Raw genomic sequence first — 21,755 nt, forward strand, 5'->3', positions numbered from 1 at the left:
TTTCAAATCTCTCGTCCCCCCTTTTATCCTAGGCGCCAGATTTTTATGAACAAAATATGAATAAGTAGAAACTTTTACCCTTCTTGCTTCGTCTTATTATCGATCCAGAAAATGATGGAAGAACGATCCAGAGGGGATATGAACGTTATGAGAAAAATGGTTTCCGCTCTAGCTGCTTTTGCAACGCTGTTTTTTGTGTTACTTCAGCCTGTAGCGCAGGCAGCAACAACCGATATTAAAATTTATATCGATGGACAAGTGCTGCAAACTGATCAACCCGCTATTATTATTTCGGGCAGCACCTTTGTGCCCTTGCGCGGGATTTTTGAAGCTTTAGATGCCAAAGTATTATGGAGTCAAAAAACCAAAACGGTAACCGCTACGAAGGGCGATACAACCGTTGTTCTTAAACTGGGTGCCAGAACGGCTACGATTAACAATACAACCGTTACACTGGACGCCCCTGCCCGTTCCATTAAAGGCAGAACCGTCGTTCCTGTCCGCTTCGTCAGCGAATCGCTTGGCGAGGATGTGAAATGGGATTCGAAAACAAGAAGTGTACGCATTACAACATCTGCATCCGTAAGTATTGGCGCAGCCACCTCGGTGAGTGTGTCCACAGTTAGCCAAAATGGAGACGGAAGAGATTTGCAGGTTAATTTCACACCTCCAACCGATATGACGAATGTGAACAGCTACCGCATACTCGTCGTTCCGGCAGACAAAGCGTCTTCCTTTAATTTGGCTAAGGCGCAAATTGTAGGCGGTACGAATTATACGGCGCTTCCTACATCGTCCGCATACCAAAACAATGTACTAACGGCTCAAACAAGAGATACAGACGGGGCGTTGCTTCGTTCTAATCTGCCTTATAAAGTTTTTATTTTGACTGTTGGCAATAACGATCGTTACGCGCTATCCAGCCCTTCTGCCTCCATTACGCTGAGCGTCAAATCGACAGTAGACGCTGCTTCGAATGTACGCATTAGCGATGTTAGCGACTTCGGCGACGGCCGTGACCTCTCGGTCAGCTTTACACGGGCTTCCAATGAAAGCAACATTTCCAGCTACCGGGTGATCATTGTGAAGACCGCCAATGCTTCCAAATTTGATTTGGCAGCAGCCAATACGCTTAATAGCTCCTATTACACGACGGTTTCCAAAACGGGCAGCAGTACGATGAGTACAGGCTTCAGCTCCTCGGCAAGGGACACTTCGGGTGAATATATTAAAAATGGCGTTGCCTATACCGCTTATGTCCTTTCCATGAGCAGCAGCGCAGGTACTACTGCTAATACCTTGTCTTCGGCTTCTTCGTCTGTGACACTTGGCTCTTCTTCCGGATTTAATCCGACGATTACGAGCGTAGCCGATGTCAGCAACTATGGAGATGGCCGCGATTTGCGCGTTAATTTTAATCGGGCATCGGATGAGTCCCGGATTAGCTATTACCGGATTTTCGTAGTAAGAGAGGCTGATTACGGCAACTTTAATTTAACAGAGGCGAATAACGTAGCGTCGGGAAGATATACCGATGTTTCTAGAACGGGAAGCAGCAGCTACAGCCAAATTCTCTCTTCCAGCGCAAGAGATGTGAAGGGAAATTCCATTATGAATGGCGTTGCCTACCGTGTGTTTGTAATGGGTGTTACGAATAACAGCTCCTCCTATTCCAGCACCTTGTCCACCGCTTCCTCCAGTATTGCGCTTTATAGCACAGGAGTCAGCAGTGTAACCAATGTAGGCGTAAGCGACGTGAGCGACTATAACAATGGACAGGATTTGCGCGTTTCCTTCACTAGAGCTAGCGACGAGAGCAGCTTGAACCATTACCGCATCTTCGTCGTTAGGACGGCAAATGCAAGCAGCTTCAATCTGGCTGCAGCAAACAATATTACAAATTCCAGCTATTATACGACCGTTTCCAAAACAGGCGGAAATATTAATCAAGTATTGCCTGCGACAGCGCGTGACGTTAATGGCGTGCTCATCCAGAACGGAGTCAGCTATCAGGTATTCGTCTTGTCCGTCGGCAACGGAAGCTCGACTAGCAACAATGCTCTGTCTGGCAGCTCAGTTCCGATTATCCTGTCAGCTAGCGCTGTAACAGCAGCAGCCAATGTTGCTGTCAGCGACGTAAACGAGCTTAACAACGGTCAAGATTTGCTTGTTGCTTTTACCAAAGCAGCCGATGAGACCAACCTGAACCAATACCGTATTTTCGTCGTTAAGACTGCTAATGCGGGCAGCTTTAATCTAGCAGCGGCTAACGCTGTGAGCAACGCCAATAACTACACGACAGTAGCTAAGACAGGCGGAAATATTAGCCAAGTGCTTGCTGCAACTGCGCGGGACGTTAACGGCGACCTTATTCAAAATGGCATCAGCTATCAAGTATTTGTATTGTCCGTTGGCGGCGGCAGCTCGGCAGGCACCAATGCACTGTCCCTCGGTTCAGCAGCAATTACGCTAGCAGCTAAAGGTGTATCTGCGGCAGCCAATGTGGTTGCAGCTGAATACAATGGCGGTCAAGATATCAAAGTCGATTTTACAAAAGCTTCGGACGAAAGCAATATCGACCATTACCGTATTTTCATCGTCAAAAGTGCGAATGCTGGCGGTTTTGACCTGAATGCAGCGAATCGGATTACTTTGCCTGATTATTTTACGGCAGTCAATAAAACCGATACACCGAGCAAAGTGCTTACTCGCAATACACGCGACACAGGCGGAGAGTTCATCCAAGCCGGCGTCAGCTATCAAGTGTTTGTATTGTCCGTTGGCGGCGGCAGCTCGGCAGGCACCAATGCACTGTCTTCTGCCTCTGCGACTATTACACTTCCTGTACCGCTGCCTCCAGCAGCGGCAGCAACAGCGGTTAATGCAACCCTGCTCGCGAGCGGCCAGGATATTCAAGTATCCTTCACGAAACCGGCTGATGAGCGAAATATCTCGCAATACCGCGTGTTTATCGTTAAAGAAGCAGATGCTGGCAGCTTTAACCTAGCCTCGGCAAGTGCATCCAGCATTTACACACCATCGCCAGCTGAAGCCATACTAACAATAAACAAAAACACATCGGATGCTAGTGGTCAGCCACTCGCTTACGACACCAATTATCGGGTGTATGTGCTTTCGGTAGCCAAAAGCGGTGCGAATGCGTTGTCCGATCCTTCGGCAGCTGTTCTGTTTCCAACGCCAGCTACCCCACCAGCGACACCAACAGCACCAACAACACCAACTCCTGACCAGCCTACAGGAGTTTAAATTTAATAGAATCAAGATGTACGCAAAAAAGGCCGGGAGCCCCTCAATGGGGTCCCGGCCTTTTTTTGCATGACATGCATCTCACCAATAGGAAGAGCATCTCTTTTATTAGCTGTTTTTTAATTTTTTAGCATGCCCGATTCCAGCTGGCACTTTATTGCTTGCAGGCATTTTAACGCCTTCCTCTTCACCTTGCTTGACACTTTTTATAAAGAAAGAAAGCACAAGTCCAATAACGCCAATTCCAACAATAACAAGATAAGCATCATTAATACCTTGAATGTTCGCATGTACCATCATTTCCTTGGAAGCCGTCTGTGTGCCGCTAGTCACCATCGTATCCGTCAGATGGGTTTTGGTGCTCGACGTCATGACGGTTACGAGCAAGGAGGTACCAATCGCGCCAGCCACTTGCTTAATCGTATTAGAGATAGCTGTTCCGTGCGCATTCAGTCTCGCTGGAAGCTGATTCAGACCCGCAGTAGTAATTGGCATTAGGAAGAGAGCCATACCGATCCGTCGTCCCGTAGACATCAGCAGCAAGTAGTTATAGCTGGTGGAGTCCGTCAAATTCACAAATCCAATCGTAGTCCCGATTGTTATAATCATACCCACGATCGACAACCACTTTGCACCAAAGCGGTCAAATAGCTTCCCGGACACTGGCATCATGAGAGCCATAAGCAGGGCTCCCGGCAGCATAAGCATGCCCGACTCCAATGCCGTATATCCGCGTGCATTTTGCAAATAGAGAGGAAGCAGCATCATATCAGCATACATCACCATAGTGACGGCGATATTAATAATGGTCGTTAAAGAAAACATATTATATTTGAACGCTCTGAGATCCAGCAGCGGACTTTTGGCTCGCAGCTGCTGCCACGTAAACACGGCCAAGGAAACAATACCCACTGTAAGTGAAACTACAACTTCTGTGTTGGACCAGCCTAGGCTGCCCGCCTTACTGAATCCATAAATGACCATACCAAAACCGATGGTCGAGAAGATCATTCCCCATACGTCGAGCTTAGGGAACAACCGTTCAGCTACATTTTTCAAATAAAAATGAGCAAGAATAATGACCAAAGCAGCAACAGGAATAATCGCCTGGAACATCGTGCGCCAGCTGTATTCCTCCATGACATAACCCGTGATAGCAGGTCCAACAGCAGGTGCAAAAACAATCGCTAAACCAACGACTCCCATGGCAACCCCGCGTTTGTCCGGAGGGAAGATGGTAAGAATGACATTCATCAATAACGGCATAATAATGCCGGCGCCAGCCGCTTGAATGAGCCGTCCAACGAGCAATATTTCAAATGAATTCGCCATCGCCGCCAATATGGTTCCTCCGAGAAAGATAACCATGGCTGATTGAAAAAGCTCGCGTGTCGTAAAACGCTGCATAAGATAGGCCGTAATCGGAATGAGAACGCCATTTACCAGCATATACCCGGTGGTGAGCCATTGAGCGACGGAAGCCTCAATCGAAAATTCGACCATTAGATGGGGAAGCGCGACACTCATAATGGTCTGATTCAATACCGCGACAAATGCCCCTACGATTAAAACAAACAACAAGGGACCTTTCTTAATTGAGCTGCTGTCAAAAACAGTGTTTGTACTAATCTTACTCAATCCTTTCGACTTCAACTAATTGACAGTCTGTAGTATAATTTACTTAATGTAAAAGATTATAGGCGTCTCGTTTTATGATTACAAGCGACACCTTTTTCAATACTGTTTGATAGTTTACAAATATGTACGATATGTAGTTTTACTTCGTAATAATCTACAAATTCATTCCATCCTGTCGTATAGACGATTATTCTGAAAGTAGAAAGGACCGGTATTCGCATGACAACAAAATCTTCAAAAATGGATCCGCGCGTTATACGCACACGCCAACTGATTCGAGATGCTTTTCTCCAGTTAATTCAAGAGTATGATTTAGAGAAAATCACGGTGAATCGACTCGCGGAGCGGGCGACCATCAATCGGGTTACCTTCTATCTTCATTACAGGGATATCCCGGATATGTTGAATCAGATGGCGGACAACATGACCACGCACATTCGAAAGCTGCTAGAAGATGTGGCCGATCAATCCAGTACCGCTAAGGATGAATGGCCCGAGCTGGTCAGGCTTATTCAGCATTTTGCCGATCATTCAGCGTCTTACAAAATCATGCTCGGCTCCAGACGTCTGCCCATATTCACGGAGCGCCTTTCTGTGCTGATGATGGAATTTATTAAAAGTAAAATTGGCAATCATAATGCCTCATCCAAAACCATCACGCCCCAAATTCCGAATGATATTGCAGCCTGGTATGGCTCCTCTGCCTTTCTTGGCACGATCGTTATATGGCTGCGCAACGATATGCCCTATACGCCTGCCTTCCTTGCCAAACAGCTTTTGCTTATGGTGCCATTCAAATCTAATGCAGACAGCTCGTAGAACACCAATCCTTATTCATTCAGATAAGACGCGAGAAAGGCCGGGAACCCTCACTAGGTTCCCGGCCTTCAAACTCATGTATGAGAAGTTCTCTTTATTCCTCTCGCCGTTGTGGGCTGGAGCACTTTCACGCCAACCTTGACTATTTTCCAAGCAATGTACCCCATCATGCCGCCAACCGTGTTTAACAGCAAGTCGTCCACATCAAAGATGCCGATGCCTAGAAAAAATTGAGTCGATTCGAAAAATAAGCTTAGCAGAAAGGAAAGCATCACTACTTTTATACATAATGCCCTTTTAGATTGGATGAGCTCCGCCATAAAAATACCAAGCGGAATAAAGGCCAGCGTATTGCCAATTAGATTCGAAAATAAAATAGAGCCTGAAATCGATAATCCATTTATATCTCCTATATCTCTTGAAATCTCATCGAATAGCTTGAAGTTCGCTTGGCGCTCGTAAATGAGGTACGGGTGGTGCAGAAACGTTTTGAAATGATACCATAAAGCATCGAGACTAATGAAGTTCCATTTGAGCAAAATGATTTTAAATAATAAAAACAGATATACGATAAACGCCGCTCCTATAAAAAGTTCCCACTTATTTGTCTTATTTGCCGTCTGTTCCAAATGGCTTCCTCCTTCACCGTCACAATCTCGCCGTTCTATTTATAAAGCTCTCTGTCCGTCGCTGCATAGCCCAGCAGAACCAAGCATATAAAAATGCCCCACCTCGTCATTAACGCGTCCTCCTCTTGCCTTATACTTCTAGGATAGAGAAAACTAGTTAAAAAAAAGTGGGGCAAATTTAAAGTTTTTCTTAAATTATGAGCGCACAGGCAATCGCACTTCAAATACCGTCCGCACCACATTGCTCTCGGCCTTAAGAGTTCCCTCATGCTGCTCTACAATATTTCTGGCAATGAACAGGCCTAAGCCCGTGCCGCCCTCTTGATGCGCCCGTGAGCGGTCGCCCGTATAATACATTTCGAAAATATGCGGCAAATCTTCTGGCGGAATCTCCCCTCCATAATTGACGACTTGAATGACCACATGCCCGGTATCGATATGCCCATTCATATCTACATATAAGCCTTCTTTGCCATGCCTGGCCGCATTCGTCAACAAGTTCTCGAATACACGGGCCAGCAGCTCCCCGTCACCATAAATATAAAGCTCGGGAGCCACATCGATTCGGGAAATTACACGATTTTTCTCAAAAACAGGATATAGCTCCTCATTCAGCTGCCTGAGCAGCTCGCTGAGATCAATGTGCTCTTTCTGAACCGGCAGCTTGCCATAGTTCATGCGGGTAATATCGAATAGTCCATCAATCAGCTTCTCCAGACGCTGTGATTTATTGAAGGCAATCGTAGTGTAATGCTTGATCTGCTCATCGGTTAGCTGATTGTCCTTCACGATCAAATCCAAATACCCCAATATCGAGGTAAGCGGCGTGCGTAGATCATGGGCCAAATTCACAACCAGCTGATCCTTGCTATTTTCGGCAAAATCCCCTTTTTCGACCGCCGCTTGCAGCTTTTCGCTGGCCAAATTCAAATCCTCCGCAATGCTGTTAAACTCATCGTTTGAGGAAATATGTACCCGATTATCAAATTCCCCATTAGCCAGATGGCGGATTCCTTTGGAAATTTCATTGAAATACGTCCCATAACGCTTCGTAAACCAGAAGAAAAAAACAATAGCCAGCGGGATAAAAAGAATGAGGAACACATAAATGTCCCCGACCTCCCTCATCATCCTCCGGTACAGAGCCAATCGATCGCCCTCGCGAACGTCGACGTAATAGAGCTGCAGCATTTTATAAATGCCATACGTAATCGCACCGGACAAAAGCATGCTTAAGCCCAGCAGCATAATCATCGTAGTCCGAAAGCTTCGTCTGCTTTTAATCATTAAACGTGTACCCCACGCCCCAGATCGTCTTGATGAATTTACGCTTGGTCGTATCTTCTCCCAGTTTTTTGCGCAGTGTACGGATATGGACCATCACCGTATTGCCGCTCTCATAGTAGGCTTCGCCCCATACCTGTTTAAAAATGCTTTCCGCGCTAAACACCTGTTTCGGGTGGCTCGCCAGCAAATAAAGAATGTCGAACTCCTTCGGCGTTAATTCGACGTCCTCGCCGTACAAGGTGATTTTATGCTGATCGGGTGAAATCACGAGTCCGCCTAGCTCCAGCACCGCTTTATTCATGACGGCTGGCTGATTGAATTGCAGCGACCGGCGAAGCTGCGAATTGACGCGTGCCACCAGCTCCATTGGATTGAAGGGCTTGGTCATGTAATCGTCAGCGCCCATAACCAGCCCTGTGATTTTATCGAGGTCCGAGGTTTTGGCACTTAAGAAAATAATCGGCAGATGGTATTGCTCCCGAATTTTACGTGTGACCTCGTACCCGTCCATTTCCGGCATCATAATATCCAAAATAGCCAAATCGATCGTTTGCGATTGCACAGCTTGCATGGCTGCCTTCCCGTCGGCTGCTTTTATAATGTAATAACCTTCCTTTTGCAGGTGCAAGGCGACCAGATCCGCGATCTCCACCTCATCGTCTGCGACCAAAATCGTAATACGCCTCAAATCCAGTCACCCCTAACTGTCTATGCCTAAAAGTAATGAACAACAAGTGAAGCCATACGCTTTTTACTCAAATCGGCTTAACAAAGCCAATGCCTCTTCATGACCCGGCTCCAGCTCCAGAAATTGCTGAATATAGCTCAATGCCTGCTCGTCCAACTCCAGCTCAAAGCAGCTAATAGCGAGACAATAAAATACGGTTGAAACGACCTCATCTTGTTCTTGCTGCACCGATATTTCTAGAAAATGCTTGGACTCCTCGTACATTTCCATCTCAAACAGCAGCAAGCCAGCATCTAGTGCCAAGTCATAGCGCTGCTCCATGACGTAATACGACGACCACATTAGCTGAATGCCTCTTAGCAGGTCCTGCATTTCTTCATCATTCGCATCCGGCAGCAGGCTGGCTATTTGCTTCGTGCTCTGAATGAAAAACTCCGCATCATATCCACCCAAACGCCAAAAGCTCAATAATGGTTGCAGCTCCATGCTGGCAAGATGGCGGTCAACCCACATTTTCATGCTGAAAAACTCGTCCGGGCCAAAGCGCTCGACAAATCGGCGGTAAGCTAGTCTCGTATTTGAGTAGGCCATCGGTTGATCCAAATGGAGAATGCAGCCGACATTTATATTTTTATAATGATGCGGGGGAAATAACGCCTGGGCTCCTCTTTGCTCAAACACATGCTGAATCGCATGGTAGTTGGCGGTTAAGGAGAAGCTGCCATGCAGAAACAGCTCCGGCGGCTCGGCAAATTTCCAGTTATCGAGCAGGTGGTCGCCCTTGTCAGCAGTTATTAATAGAAAGCCTGCCTGGGACAACCGATTCAAGCGCTCCAAGCAGGTTAAACCCGCGGCAGGAAATAATATATGCGAATCCTCCAGCTGTTCCTGATATACGGCAATGACATCACGGTAAGGATAGTCGTCTTGCTCATACTCGGGTGCCCGCCTGTGCTCATAATGCAAAGCGATTTGATCTAATAGTTCGGCTGGTTTAAGGGCATCCCGATTTTCAGGATATTCGACAAAAACATCCGCTTCATAAATTTGCCCGTCGCCTACATAGATTAATTCTTGTGGAATGCTGTCAAAAAAATAGTTGGCGACAATGACTAATGGTTGCTCTAAGTCCTGTTCTCTAATGATTGTGTCTGACTGGGCGAGGCTTAATGCCGTATCATGAACCGCATCAAATCGTGCAAAATCAAGCAAGCCTTCAGCGATAAAAGCTTGCAGGGCAGGATGCTGCTGCCAGGCTAGAACATTTTTCATAGCCAAATCGGTCATAATATAGCGGAAAGGGGGCAGGGATATCCCCGCATAGTCTCTCAGCTGGCATAGCTCATGCAGCACATGATAGGCGAGACGGCCTGCTCCCGCCCCGAGCTCTACAATAAACACAGGCTCTGAGCCGTTTCCCTTATTTGCCCGATCTTGGAGGAGTCCGAATATCATCTCGGCATAGGCCGCCGCAATCATAGGATTACTCGTTATATATTGAGGGACTTGATCATTGTTCCAAGCCTTCATGCCTTCTTCTTCAAAATATTCCCTTTGAATATGCCATATAGGCGCTTCACTAAAACGATAGCGTTGTGTATGATTAACAGTCATTTAAACGAATCCTGCCTTCTGAAAGTGATTGCATGCCATCTTGCCCGCCTGCACATTACTTATTTTCATAATATCCCTTTTTATGATAGCACATCCCAATCAAATACGCCGTTTCAACCGTCAAGAGTCCGACTGCCATACAAAAAAGGACGCCCAAATCGGCGCCCTAATAATTAATGAAACGGAATTACTTAATCAGATTCAATAAGTCCGACTTTCTTTAAATCTTCAATCTTGAGATACATCGTCCCTTTATACTTCTTGACATGTATGTCACTTAAAACAAAATAGAAGGGCACCCGGAAGGGGTGCCCTTTGTCAGCTACTTTAAGTCGAAGACCATCAGGTCGCGACCTACTGTGATCGGGCCGGCGTAAATTCCAGCCATCCCCTCGATATACGCTTGCTCGGCCTCTGGATTCGCCGCTGGTGCGGGAATATGATGCGTGAGCACGAGATGCTTGACTCCCGCCCGTTGCGCGATTGCAGCCGCTTCCAGCGTCGTCGTATGATACTTCGCAGGGTTTGACAGCGCCTTCTCGTGATTCGGGTATTGCGCGATCAGGGCGTCAAGCCACGACTTGTTGTACGCTTCGTGAACGAGCAGATCTGCCCCAGTCGCTTGTTTCTCCATATTGGCCACCGGAATCGTATCGCCTGATATAACGACCGTCTTGCCGTTATACTCGAACTTGTAGGCGATAGCCGGATAGACAGGGCGATGGTCCACCTCGAAGGCGGTAATTCGGATGCCCTCCTTATCGTAGATAACACCCTCGTTGCATTCCGTATATTCGATTAGTGAGCCCGCTTCATCCGACAGATTATAACTAATTCGGAGCTTGACGTCGAACTCGAAGGACTCCCGCATTTTACCAATGATCGCCTTCGTCGTCTCTGGTCCGTACACTTGCATGGGCACTGAACGACCTTCGAAGACACGTTCTGCGGTAATATGCGTGCGCCAACTCGTGATGAACACGTCGAAAAATCCTCCGTTATGATCGTAATGGTGATGGGTAAACAGGACATCGGATATCCGTTGAGGCATGATGCCCGCTTTGATTAGTTGGTCCACCGTAGAGCCCCCGCAATCAACGAGGAACGTCTTGTCTCCCGCGAGCACCGCGGCTCCGGGCTTCGCTCGCCCATAGAAGGCACGGGGAGAACCTGTCCCGAGCAGAACGACGGTCAGATCTGGGTGGTAGTCTGGCCTCAAATTCATTTGTGGCTGGATATACATCGCTGTCAGCCCTCTCATCTTCGTTTTATTTGCCTTCCTGTATCTCCTTCAGCAGCGACAGATCGTACAAGCCTGCCAGATCCAGGCCATCTGCTTCGACTCCCTTGATATAGCCGGCATCGACGGCTACCTGCGCCATTAGCTTCAAGGAATCTTGGTCGATGTTCATCGTCAGATTTAGATGAGACAGTGTGGCCTTGATCAATTCGGCATCCAAGCCCTTGCCCGTCAGTTCCTTCAACTCATCGCTAACGAGAGAATACGTGTCGCTGGGACTTTCCTTGATAAACTTAATTGCGTCCTCGTTGGCCAGAAGAACGGATTTGGCCAAATTCCGATGATCCTTCAGGAAGTCGTCACTAGTTACGATAATCGTAAGTGGATAATTCCCCTTGTTCGGCGGAATTTGATCCCAATCAACGGCGATATTACCGATGCCTTCGTTCGCGATCAGCGTCCCCCATGGCTCCGGCAATAGCGCCGCGTCTACCTGGCCTTGCTTCATGGCCGTCAGCGTATCTGCCGGAGCCATCGCAATAAGCTGAACTCCGCTCTTATCCGTGGACACCTTCAGGCCCTGCTCCTGAAGAAGCAGACGCAGAGAGATCTCATTCGTGCTCCCCTTTGTCGGGATAGCGACCAGCTTGCCCGACAAGTCCTTGACGCTCGTCACGCCCGAGCCCTTCCTCGTCACTAGCACGGCGCCGCCGTTGTTCGCTCCTGACAGAATCTTGATGTTCTTGCTCCTTACATATTGGTTGATTATCGGGCTTGGGCCGACGTACCCGATGTCAATCTGGCCTGTCGCCATTGCAGTCGAGAAGTCGGAGCCGTTGTTAAAACCCTGTACCTCGATCTTCACATTAGCGCCGAGACGGTCTTGCAAATAGCCCTTCTTGATCGCTACGAAAGCCGGAGCATGGGTCACGTTCTTGAGCAAGCCGATCCGCACCGTAATGGGGTCGACCGATTTGGAGCTTCCATTGCTTCCCGAGCCAGAGGTCCCGCAGCCGGAAAGCAGAGTCAGAATCAAGACGATCATAAGACTCGAATAAGCCGCTTTTCTAAACATGCATCATTCCCCTTTTCCTAGTTAAGCTTACGTTTTGGCCGTATTCAGACCGTACTGGGTCCAGATCCGCTCCTCTATGCGCTTGAAGACGAGGTGGTCGGAGATCGTACCGAGAATCGCGATCACGAGTACGATGCAGAGCATAAGAGAGGTGTCGCCGAGGCTTCGCCCCTCCTCCAACAGCTGCCCCAAGCCGATGCCGCGCGCAATGAGCTCACCGGAGACGAGTGCCCGCCAGGCGAACGCCCAGGCCATACGCATGCCCGTAATGAGCTGTGGTATAGCCGCGGGAATCATCACTTGGTAAAAGAGTCGGAACCCGCGACCTGTTCCAAACATCTGCGCCGACTTCAGATAGATTGAAGGAATGTTCTTGATCCCACTCCGACTCGCAATCGTCATCGTCCACGTCGCCCCAATCGTCGTGATGAACAATACGGCGAAGTCGTTCAGCCCGAACCATATGATAGCGAAAGGTAACCAAGCGATGCTCGGCACCGTCTGCAAAGCGACGACGACAAAGCCGAACGTCTCGTCCAGCAGCCGGCTCCGAGCGAACAAGACGCCGAGTGTCATGCCGATGCCGCACGAGAGGACGAACGCGATGAGGATTCGCCTCAAGCTGCTAAGCGTCGCTTCGAGTAGCTGCCCATTTGCCATCCCATCGTAGAATGTCTGCACCGTCTGCAGCGCCGATGGAAAGCGCCAGCCCCAATGCATCGTCCTATATGCCGTCTCCCAGATTATTAGCAGTAGAATGAGAAAGAGGGCTTTTCTCCAGAGTGTAGTCATTGCCATATTCCTCCTTCGCCACCTTCTCCAGTTCAGCGGCCAATGTATCCATAATCTGACTCTCGATATGGTGCAGAAGAGAATCGCCAGGCTCCCGCGGCCGTGCCGCCTGTACGCGGAACTCCTTCTTAATCCGTCCCGGCCGGGTAGACATGACGAGCACTCTGTCCGACAGTATGACCGCCTCCCGGATGTTATGCGTGATGAACAGAATGGTCTTCCCCGTGCTCAGCCATATTTGCTCCAGCTCCTTATGCAGCAGCAGCCTAGTCTGTTCGTCCAGTGCAGCAAACGGCTCATCCATGAGCAGAATCTCTGGGTCCATGACGAGCGCCCGCGCTATTGCCACCCTCTGCTTCATCCCACCCGACAGCTCATGAGGATAGCGGTCCGCGAACTTCCCCAAATGGACAGCCCGGATCTGCTCCATGGCTCGCTCGCGGCGCTCCTTCTTTTTGATTCCCTTTTGCTTGAGACCGAATGCGACGTTCTCCAGCACGGTAAGCCAAGGATACAGTGCATGGTCTTGGAATACGACGATCCGATCAGGCCCTGGGGCCGTGACTTCCTTGCCATTCGCTTCTACTCGGCCGTAATCCGCCCGCTCCAGCCCTGCTACCAGGTTAAGCAGCGTGGACTTGCCGCAGCCGGAAGGACCGAGGATGGAGACGAACTCTCCCTTTCCAATCTTGAAGTCAATGTCTTTCAACGCAGTATAGCCCGCTCTGCCCCGTTGCGCGAACGTCTTACCTACTCCCTCTACCTGGATCATGCTCCCGCCCCCCATGGCTTTCCACATCGTTACAAGTGCTGTTGGAACTCGTCGGTATCGTGAATGACAACCATTTTCCTCTCATAGCGAATGATGCCTTCCTCCCGCCATCGACCCAATGTCTCCGTAACCGTCTGCCTGCTGCAGCCGATGACATAGGAGATCTCCTCATGGGTAAGCGAAAGCGTGACGACCGTCTCCTTCCCCACACGAACTCCGAGCTGCATGAGTAGTTGAGCCAGCCTCCAAGCAACCGGCCGTGAGATGAGCGTCTCAACGTAACGCTGTGTCTGCAGCAGACGACGGGCGTTGACCACCGTTAGCGCATAGAGGGCATCCGGATGTCTCTTCAGCAAGCTGGTGAATTGGGAAGCCGGAATCGAGAGGATCCAGCTGTCCGTGATGCATCGCGCATAGCGTTGTCTCTTCTGCCCCGTCAGCACCTCGGCCGCACCGAACACCTCGCCCTTGTGCCTCAGGAACAAGGTGATGCTCTGGCCCTCTTGCGCAAACTGCGAAATCTTCACCAGTCCGTCCTGAACAAAATAGATATCCTGACTTTCTTCCTCGCTCCTGAAGATAAAGGAGTTCTTCTTCATGACACGAGAAGAGCCAAACTCCTGGAAGAGCTTTGCCAACGTGAGTTGCTCGGCTTCACCGCTATCCGTTACGTTTCCTTCCCAATAGGAGGACATACCCTCTTGGTCCATCGTCGTTCCACCCTTCTCTAGCTGTTGGTGAATTCAAAGTTTACCTATCGGTATTTGCAATTATAATCCATGGTTCAAAACAAAAACAGTCGGCTAGCCGACAAAATATAAGCCGTATCAAACGGCACGAGTGAGAAAGCTGTCTACAATCAGGTCTGGATCGCAACGTTAGTGAGGAACAGTCATATAAAAATACAATTATTCAGGTTTTCGTCGTATACTTGGCGAAAGTTAGTCTATTTCTAAGAGCACCTTGAGTCCTCTAATTTATCTGTCATTTACGAGCCCTCCATGAATGAAATAGGGCATACAGGAAATTATTTTACATAGAGAAAGAATTTGAAAGAGACAGGCTCAGTCGTATTTAGTTACATGGCACAAAAAATGATAACTTCATTTTAAGTATTAAGAATATGGAGGCAAGGAAAAGATGAACTGGGTTAAAGTGATGCTCGTGGATGATGAAGTGCTCGCGATCGAGCATATGAAAAATTTAATATCGTGGCAGCAGCTCGGATATGAGATCGTCTGCACGGCGAATAAGCCGTCGCAGGTCGTAAAATTGGCGCGGGAGCACCGACCGGACCTGATCATTATGGATATCGTCATGCCCGGAAAGGATGGGCTGGCGCTTAGCAGGGAGCTGCTGGCAGAGGGACTGGTGCTGAAAATCGTGCTGCTCACCTCCTACAAGGAATTCGAGTACGCCAAGGAAGCGCTAAAGCTCGGCGTCTCGAATTATTGGATTAAGCATGAGATGGATGCGGAAGCGGTCAAGCGGGAGCTTGGCGGCTTAAGGGAAGAGATCGAGAGCGATAAGCGGCTCCGAAAAAATGATCGCGGCCGATTGCTCATTGATTGGCTCGGCGGGAGACCTCTGTCGGACGCACAGTGGAGGACGGCGACGGCTGAGGTGGGCGAAGCGTTCGACCGGCTTCATCTGCTGGTGCTTGAGCCTGCCCGAATTACTCCGCTGCTGCCCGGCACGGCTATAGGTAAACCCGAATGGCCGACAGAGTGGCCCGATACAGGAGATTCCAGCCTGCTAGCGGCGATCCCCTTTCTAGAAAGCTGCTTTGTTCTTATTTACGGGGATAAGAGCAGCAGGGGTGAGGGCAAGATGCGAGAGCTGCTGGAGGAGAAGGCGGTCGAGGCACGCCGGACGATAGAACAGTTGACGGGCCGCTCTGCATCAATGGCGATGGCCTACGGTTTGCCAAACCGGGCAGACGTTCCGGCAAAGCTGGCTGAAGCTTTGAAATGGCTGTCGCAGGCCATATTCTATGCCCCTAGCCACCTGTTCCGGCTGAACGAGCTTCCGCGTGCAGAAGAGAACGCCCCCATACATTTGGAGTGGGAAGAAGGCCTGGCGAAGACGAAAGAACTGCTGCCGGGCCACCAATATGAAGCAGCAGCACGGGAGATTTCGGCTTTGTTCGCGCGAGCTTTGGCGGCAAAGGATGCGGTTGGCTTCGCCGATCTGTGCCGGCAGCTGGTCGCCGTATTGAACCGCTATCGCTCCACTTGCGGACTGCCTTCTCTAGCAGAAGCTTGGGCAGATGGCCCCGGCACAACAGCCGATTGGACCTCGCTTACGGGGATTCGCGATTGGTTTTTGTCGGAGTTAAATGCGCTTGCAGAAGCGACATCCGGGCTGCCCGCGGTGTCCCGTAAAGTGCGCCAGGCACTCGAGCAGATGGAACGGCATTACGGCGATCCCGAGCTCGATGCAGATGCGATTGCAAGGCAGCTCGGCATTTCGCGCGACCACTTCCGCCACTTGTTCAAGCTGGAGACGGGCCAGACGGCACTCGACCGGCTTACAGAAATCCGGATGGAGAAGGCTAAGCAGCTGCTGGAAGAGGGGAATCTCAAGGTGTATGAAATCGCTGACCGGGTCGGCTTCCGCAATGGGCAGTATTTCAGCCAAGTCTTTCGCAAGACGACGGGCATGACCCCGCTCGAATATATGGAGAAACGCAGGTGAACTTGCAATGCGCATGAGGATACGCACCAAAATTATCGCCAGCACCGTTCTAGTCGTCTCCATTTCGCTTATTCTTAGCGGCTTCTTCATCTATGACTACGCAAAGGACATTATTCGCGAGCAATCGATTAAGGACAGCCGGACGAAGCTCGCGCAAATTTCGTTCCAGTTGAAGAAAATTCAGGAGCAGGTCGTCAAGACAGCAGAGTACATCGTATCCGACGAGGAGATAACCGCCCTTATTAACGCGCCAGCAAGCGAGGATATTGAGGTGAACTATTTTCGCAAGCAGGCCGTACAGGAAAAGCTCGGGCGGTTCGTGGCGCTCAGCAATTTTATTCTGAATGTCGTGATCGTTGCACCGAACGAGGAAACCTATTCGAATTATAGCGGATATGAGGAATATTTCTCCGAGTACTTGAAGCAGGACTGGTTTGTGAAAATGAAAGATACACGCGCTGCCTATAGCGAGCCGCACTCCTTCTTCTTTATTAGCGGCAACCGCCAAGTATTTAGTTACGTGCTGAAATACCGTCCGATCGGGCAGGACTTAGAGGCGGATAGCTATCTTGTTATCGATATTGCCTATTCCGAACTATCCAACGTCTTCTTGCAAAGTGCGCAGGATTTCGAGCAAATCGAGCTGTTCACCGGCTCAGGGGCTTTGCTGTTGGAGGCGAATGAGAAGCTGCCGGATGCAGACCGGGCGTTTATGGCGAGCACCTTGCATTCCGGCCAGCCGTTCGCGGAGGACGCCCGCACCATCGTGTTGACCGACGATGCGATGAGCCAGGGATGGAAACAGGCGGCTTTGCTGTCTAAGAGCAAATTATTTATGAAAATTAATCGCGTTTTCTTTTTCTATATCATCATCATTATTACCGCCATTATCGTAACGCTCATCGTCATGCTGCCTATTATCGTCAATCTGATGAAGCCTTTGATCCGGCTGACAAATGCAATGAAGCGCGTAGCGGTCGGCGATCTTGGGACAAGCGTCCAAATCCGCAGCGGGGATGAGCTGGAAATTTTGGGCACAGGCTTCAATCGGATGGTTAGAGACTTGAAAAGCCTGATGGACACTGCCGTACAGAATGAAACGGTGAAACGGCAAATGCAAATCGATTTATTGATGGCCCAGATCAATCCGCATTTTCTGTACAACTCCTTGAACACTGTCATTTACTTGTCGCATGCCAATCGCGGAGCAGAAGCGGCCGAAGTGACGCAGGCGCTCATCTCTATTTTGCAAAATACGATCAAGACGGGGGAGGGAGCTGTGCGAGCGCCGTTGTCGGAAGAAAAGCGGATTATCGACAAATATACGGTCATCCAGCAGACGCGTTACCCTGGTCAATTCCGGCTCGTCTGGGAGGTGGATGAAACGCTGCTTGACCGTTCGGTTCCCCGGCTGGCGCTTCAGCCGCTCGTGGAGAACGCGATTGTACATGGCATCATTCCGTCGGATCTGGAAGAGGGCACGATTATTGTGCGGGCTTACCGGGAAGGGGAACAGCTTGTTTTGGAAGTGGAGGACGACGGGCAAGGCATGACGGTGCCCGAGGAAGGCTGGAGGATGCAAATAGGACAGGTGGGACAAGAGCCTGAGCGTACGAGGGGAATCGGTCTGTCCAACATTCAGGAGCGGCTGCAAACCCATTTTGGCGCTTCGGCGCGGCTGGAAGTATTTAGCGAATGGGGAGAGGGCACCCTGATACGAATTAAGCTTCCTTGGATGGAACAAGCGTAAACGGCTGAAGCCGTCCTTTGGCGGCAAAGCTACCGTTTCGCGGAGAAATATAGAGAAAGGATGGAAAAATCATATGCTTTCCTATATTTCAAGCGTAAACGGCTGACGCTGCCCTCTGGCGGCAAAGCTTCCGTTTCGCGGGTGAAATCGACTTGATCACCGGATTTTATACGAAATCACCGTTTTGGCTGATTACCGCCTAACAGGGTCCTGAGTTACGATAGCAGTGTAAGCACTTACAAAATTATTTTAGGGGGACTCACCAACATGAACATCAAAAAGAAGGCCAAATGGGTGGGCGGTTTCGTATCTGTGCTGATGCTGACTGGGCTGCTCGCAGCCTGCGGCGGCAACAACACCACTGGAGACAACGGTACTGGCAACAACGGAGGCACTGCTGCTCCTGCGGCATCAACTGCGGCCAGCACAGATCCAACACAGATTAGCGGCACCGTTAAAGTCTGGGATTGGGATGAAGCGTTTCAGAAGGGCATGATCGTAGAATTCAATAAAAAATATCCGAACATCAAAGTCGAAGTAACGGTCGTTAATCCGAACGATTACTTGCAGAAGCTGCAAAGCGGTATCGCTTCCGGCTCTGACGTTCCGGACGTCATTCTTGGGGAGTCGGCCTACCGCGGCAAGCTGTTTGACCTTGGTGTGCTCGACAATCTGGAAGCGGCGCCTTATAACTTCGATAAAAGCACCATTATAGATTACGTTGTGCCTTACGTCTCTAATTCCAAGGGCGAAGTCATTGCCGTTGATCAATCGCTAACGCCTGCTGGCTTCGCTTACCGGAGAGATTTGGCGAAGCAATACTGGGGCACAGATGATCCAGCTGAGCTAGAGAAAAAGATTTCCACTTGGGATGATTTCATCGCTGCCGGCAAGGAGCTTAAAGAGAAAAGTGCTGACAAGGTGCTCATGTTCCCTGGTCTGGGCGACGCCTTTCTCGCTTTGAAAGGTCAGAATTTTGCTTCCTACGTAAACGGCACAGAAATCGATTTGACGAGCAAGCTGCAAAAGCCTTTGAACCGCTTGTTTGAGATGCGTGACGCTGGCATTATCGGCAAAAATGAACTGTGGACGCCAGCTTGGTCTGCTTCCATGGCGAAAGGCGAGTTCATGTTCTATCCAATGGCGCCATGGGGAGCCAAATGGCATATATCCGCGAACGATCCGGACGGTTCGGGACGCTGGGGTCTTCTCAAAGCGCCAGAAGGCGGATTCACCCGCGGCGGAACGGCGATCGGCATTTACAAGGACAGCAAAGTTAAAGAGGCCGCTTGGGCATTTATCCAATACGCTTACTTGTCCGATGAAGGCTCGGCCTTCAACTTTAAGACGTTCGGCAACATGACCAGCTCCAAGTCGTTCTATGAAACCCAAAAAGCGCTCATCGACGCGCCGGGGCCTTATGATGAATTTTTCGGCGGTCAAAATCTTGCGAAATACTTCGTCGAAAATATCGTTCCAGATATGAAAGGCGAAGCACAGTCCAAATACGATTCCGTTGTAGACTCTGTGTTTAACGCGCTGTACCCGCTATGGATGAAGGATGGATCGGTCACTGCCGACTCCGCGCTGCAAAAGTTCATCCAAGAAACGAAAAACAAAGCGTCCGACGCGACCATCAAGTAAATTTTGGGAAAACGAGGGATGACCGTGAATGCGGAACGCATAATTAAGACTTCCGCCGCATCCAGCAAACGCAGATGGGGGCCACGCATGTGGCCCTATCTTTTCGCCCTGCCTTTCGTGCTGACGTATGCGGCGTTTCAATTGTATCCAGTCCTTTACTCATTCGTGCTCAGTCTGCATGACTGGAACGGCATAGGCGACAAGACGTTTATCGGCTTAAAAAACTATGTGCAGCTTTGGACGAATGACCCTTTGTTCATTAAGTCCTTGTGGAACACCCTGATTATGATGGCGATGTTTATTCCAGTAACCTTGATTTTAGGGCTCACGCTGGCGTATTGGACTTTCCATTTGACGCGCGGCAAGAGATTATTTCAGACCATTAATGTACTGCCATATATTACGACTCCGGTAGCCATCGGCTTTATTTTTTCCTACTTGTTTGACTGGCAGACCGGTCTTGTGAACCTGCTCCTTACGAAATTCAGCCTATTGGAAGAAGGTTTTTACTGGCTTCAAGACCCATGGGGCTCCCGGGCTATTATTGCTCTAATGGTCATTTGGCGCAATCTCGGGTATTTTATGATTATTTTCATGGCCGGCATGACCGTCATTCCGCAAGACGTATACGAAGCGGCCAAGATGGATGGCTCTACGGGACTTCATACCTTCCGCAAAATTACGATGCCCTTGCTGCGAAATATTATCGTATTTCTCGTCGTCACCTCCGTTATTAATGGATTGCAATTGTTCGATGAGCCAAAGCTGCTTTACGGCGGATGGTCGGGCTCCGCACAGGTAGGCGGTCCTGATAACACAGCCCTCACTATTATTTGGAAATTTGTGGATGAGTCATTCGGTTCCAATACACGTTTCGGCTATGCTTCGGCCATTGCCTACTCGCTGTTCCTGCTAATCGTATTATTCTCCATTCTTAGCTATAAACTCACAGCACCTAAGGAGGACAAACGATGAAAACAGCCAGCATGTGGTTTTGTCTAATTGTCATCTCCCTGCTCTCGCTCTTTCCGTTCTATATTATGATCGTGATGGGAACGCATTACAGCGAGGATTTATTCAAGGGAATTCCGATTCTTCCGGGCAACTATTTGGGAGAAAACCTGAAGACCGTCCTGCAGGCCGATTTTCTAAAAGTATACGGAAACAGCTTGATCGTATCCGTTGCCTCTGTCTTGCTGGCGACACTCACCAGCACACTCATCGGCTATGCCGTGGCGAAATTTGAATTCCGCGGTCGCAAGCTGCTTCAGACCTTCGTTATTATTACGATGATGGTACCGACCCAGGTCGGATTAATCGGTTATATTATTGAAATGAGACATCTCGGTGTCGGCAATACGCTGTGGCCGGTCATTCTCGTCTGGGCGGCATTTCCGTTCGGTGCATTTTTTATGATCCAGTTCATGCGCGATTCGATTCCAACCGATTTACTGGAATGCGCGCGTATTGACGGCTGCTCCGAGCCGGGTATCTTAATTCGCATTGTACTGCCGATAATGAAACCGGGCTTGGCGACGCTGGCAACGCTGGTGTTTCTATGGTCATGGAACAACTATTTGCTGCCGCTCGTCACGATTAACAAGTCCGAGTGGTACACGCTTCCAATCTTTATCTCGAATCTGGGTATCGTTCACCGGACGGATTACGCAGCGCGAATGACTGCCCTTACGATGACGACGATTCCCGTGCTGATTCTGTTTATTCTTGGTTCGAAAACGTTCATGAAAGGCCTGACCGCTGGTGCGGTCAAAGGCTAAACGTTATAGCAAGGCCACCAAGGCCAGCCAGCTATATTGTGCTTTCAATATGAGAAGGTGAATAG

The 21,755-nt window shown here is 49.5% G+C and carries 17 protein-coding genes; 7 read left to right on the forward strand and 10 right to left on the reverse strand.

Features of this window, described 5'->3' with window-relative positions; all coding sequences use genetic code 11:
• Nucleotides 1-147: 147 nt before the first annotated feature.
• Nucleotides 148-3,267, forward strand: coding sequence for a copper amine oxidase N-terminal domain-containing protein (locus AC50Y5_RS13770; protein WP_494861349.1), 3,120 nt, complete (start codon nt 148-150; stop codon nt 3,265-3,267).
• A 108-nt stretch (nt 3,268-3,375) separates the two neighbouring features.
• On the opposite strand, the gene AC50Y5_RS13775 is transcribed toward AC50Y5_RS13770, so the two are convergent.
• Nucleotides 3,376-4,896 (reverse strand): DHA2 family efflux MFS transporter permease subunit, encoded by a 1,521-nt coding sequence (locus AC50Y5_RS13775; RefSeq protein WP_056037024.1) that lies wholly within the window; start codon nt 4,894-4,896, stop codon nt 3,376-3,378.
• Nucleotides 4,897-5,124: 228 nt separating this feature from the next.
• Here AC50Y5_RS13775 and AC50Y5_RS13780 point away from each other — a divergent pair, with 228 nt between their 5' ends.
• The gene (locus AC50Y5_RS13780; RefSeq protein ID WP_056036301.1) at nt 5,125-5,724 is read left to right on the forward strand and encodes a TetR/AcrR family transcriptional regulator; all 600 of its coding nucleotides are present in this window, start codon (nt 5,125-5,127) and stop codon (nt 5,722-5,724) included.
• 74 nt (nt 5,725-5,798) lie between these two features.
• Here the strand turns inward: AC50Y5_RS13780 and AC50Y5_RS13785 are convergent, their stop codons facing one another.
• The 9 genes from AC50Y5_RS13785 to AC50Y5_RS13825 all read right to left on the reverse strand — a co-directional run bounded on the left by AC50Y5_RS13785 (nt 5,799) and on the right by AC50Y5_RS13825 (nt 14,531).
• Nucleotides 5,799-6,353 carry a VanZ family protein gene (locus tag AC50Y5_RS13785; RefSeq protein WP_056036299.1) on the reverse strand — a complete coding sequence of 185 codons (555 nt, stop codon included), beginning with the start codon at nt 6,351-6,353 and terminating at the stop codon, nt 5,799-5,801.
• A 195-nt stretch (nt 6,354-6,548) separates the two neighbouring features.
• Nucleotides 6,549-7,640, reverse strand: coding sequence for a HAMP domain-containing sensor histidine kinase (locus tag AC50Y5_RS13790; RefSeq protein ID WP_056036298.1), 1,092 nt, complete (start codon nt 7,638-7,640; stop codon nt 6,549-6,551).
• Entirely contained in the window at nt 7,633-8,328 is a 696-nt protein-coding gene (locus AC50Y5_RS13795; protein WP_056036296.1) for a response regulator transcription factor, read from the reverse strand. Before AC50Y5_RS13795 ends, AC50Y5_RS13790 begins: the two co-directional genes overlap by 8 nt.
• Nucleotides 8,329-8,391: 63 nt before the next feature.
• The gene (locus AC50Y5_RS13800; protein ID WP_494861360.1) at nt 8,392-9,942 is read right to left on the reverse strand and encodes an SAM-dependent methyltransferase; all 1,551 of its coding nucleotides are present in this window, start codon (nt 9,940-9,942) and stop codon (nt 8,392-8,394) included.
• A 322-nt stretch (nt 9,943-10,264) separates the two neighbouring features.
• On the reverse strand, nt 10,265-11,185 hold the full coding sequence (locus tag AC50Y5_RS13805; RefSeq protein WP_494861361.1) for an MBL fold metallo-hydrolase: 921 nt from the start codon (nt 11,183-11,185) through the stop codon (nt 10,265-10,267).
• A gap of 25 nt (nt 11,186-11,210) precedes the next feature.
• The gene (locus AC50Y5_RS13810) at nt 11,211-12,257 is read right to left on the reverse strand and encodes an ABC transporter substrate-binding protein (RefSeq protein ID WP_494861362.1); all 1,047 of its coding nucleotides are present in this window, start codon (nt 12,255-12,257) and stop codon (nt 11,211-11,213) included.
• Nucleotides 12,258-12,284: 27 nt separating this feature from the next.
• Nucleotides 12,285-12,977, reverse strand: coding sequence for an ABC transporter permease (locus AC50Y5_RS13815; protein WP_235533173.1), 693 nt, complete (start codon nt 12,975-12,977; stop codon nt 12,285-12,287).
• 4 nt (nt 12,978-12,981) lie between these two features.
• Nucleotides 12,982-13,821, reverse strand: coding sequence for an ABC transporter ATP-binding protein (locus AC50Y5_RS13820; protein WP_056036287.1), 840 nt, complete (start codon nt 13,819-13,821; stop codon nt 12,982-12,984).
• 29 nt (nt 13,822-13,850) lie between these two features.
• Entirely contained in the window at nt 13,851-14,531 is a 681-nt protein-coding gene (locus AC50Y5_RS13825; protein ID WP_056036285.1) for a Crp/Fnr family transcriptional regulator, read from the reverse strand.
• A 430-nt stretch (nt 14,532-14,961) separates the two neighbouring features.
• On the opposite strand from AC50Y5_RS13825, the gene AC50Y5_RS13830 reads away from it, so the two are divergent.
• From AC50Y5_RS13830 to AC50Y5_RS13850, 5 genes are all read left to right on the forward strand, one after another.
• A complete protein-coding gene (locus AC50Y5_RS13830; RefSeq protein WP_056036283.1) occupies nt 14,962-16,518 on the forward strand; it encodes a helix-turn-helix domain-containing protein in 1,557 nt (518 codons plus the stop codon).
• A 7-nt stretch (nt 16,519-16,525) separates the two neighbouring features.
• On the forward strand, nt 16,526-18,268 hold the full coding sequence (locus AC50Y5_RS13835) for a sensor histidine kinase (RefSeq protein ID WP_494861365.1): 1,743 nt from the start codon (nt 16,526-16,528) through the stop codon (nt 18,266-18,268).
• Nucleotides 18,269-18,535: 267 nt separating this feature from the next.
• Entirely contained in the window at nt 18,536-19,912 is a 1,377-nt protein-coding gene (locus tag AC50Y5_RS13840) for an ABC transporter substrate-binding protein (RefSeq protein WP_056036279.1), read from the forward strand.
• An 87-nt stretch (nt 19,913-19,999) separates the two neighbouring features.
• Nucleotides 20,000-20,887, forward strand: coding sequence for a carbohydrate ABC transporter permease (locus AC50Y5_RS13845; RefSeq protein WP_430161922.1), 888 nt, complete (start codon nt 20,000-20,002; stop codon nt 20,885-20,887).
• Nucleotides 20,884-21,690, forward strand: coding sequence for a carbohydrate ABC transporter permease (locus tag AC50Y5_RS13850; protein ID WP_056036276.1), 807 nt, complete (start codon nt 20,884-20,886; stop codon nt 21,688-21,690). Before AC50Y5_RS13845 ends, AC50Y5_RS13850 begins: the two co-directional genes overlap by 4 nt.
• Nucleotides 21,691-21,755 lie beyond the last annotated feature (65 nt).

It is taken from the genome of Paenibacillus sp. JT22N7, from assembly GCF_059383875.1.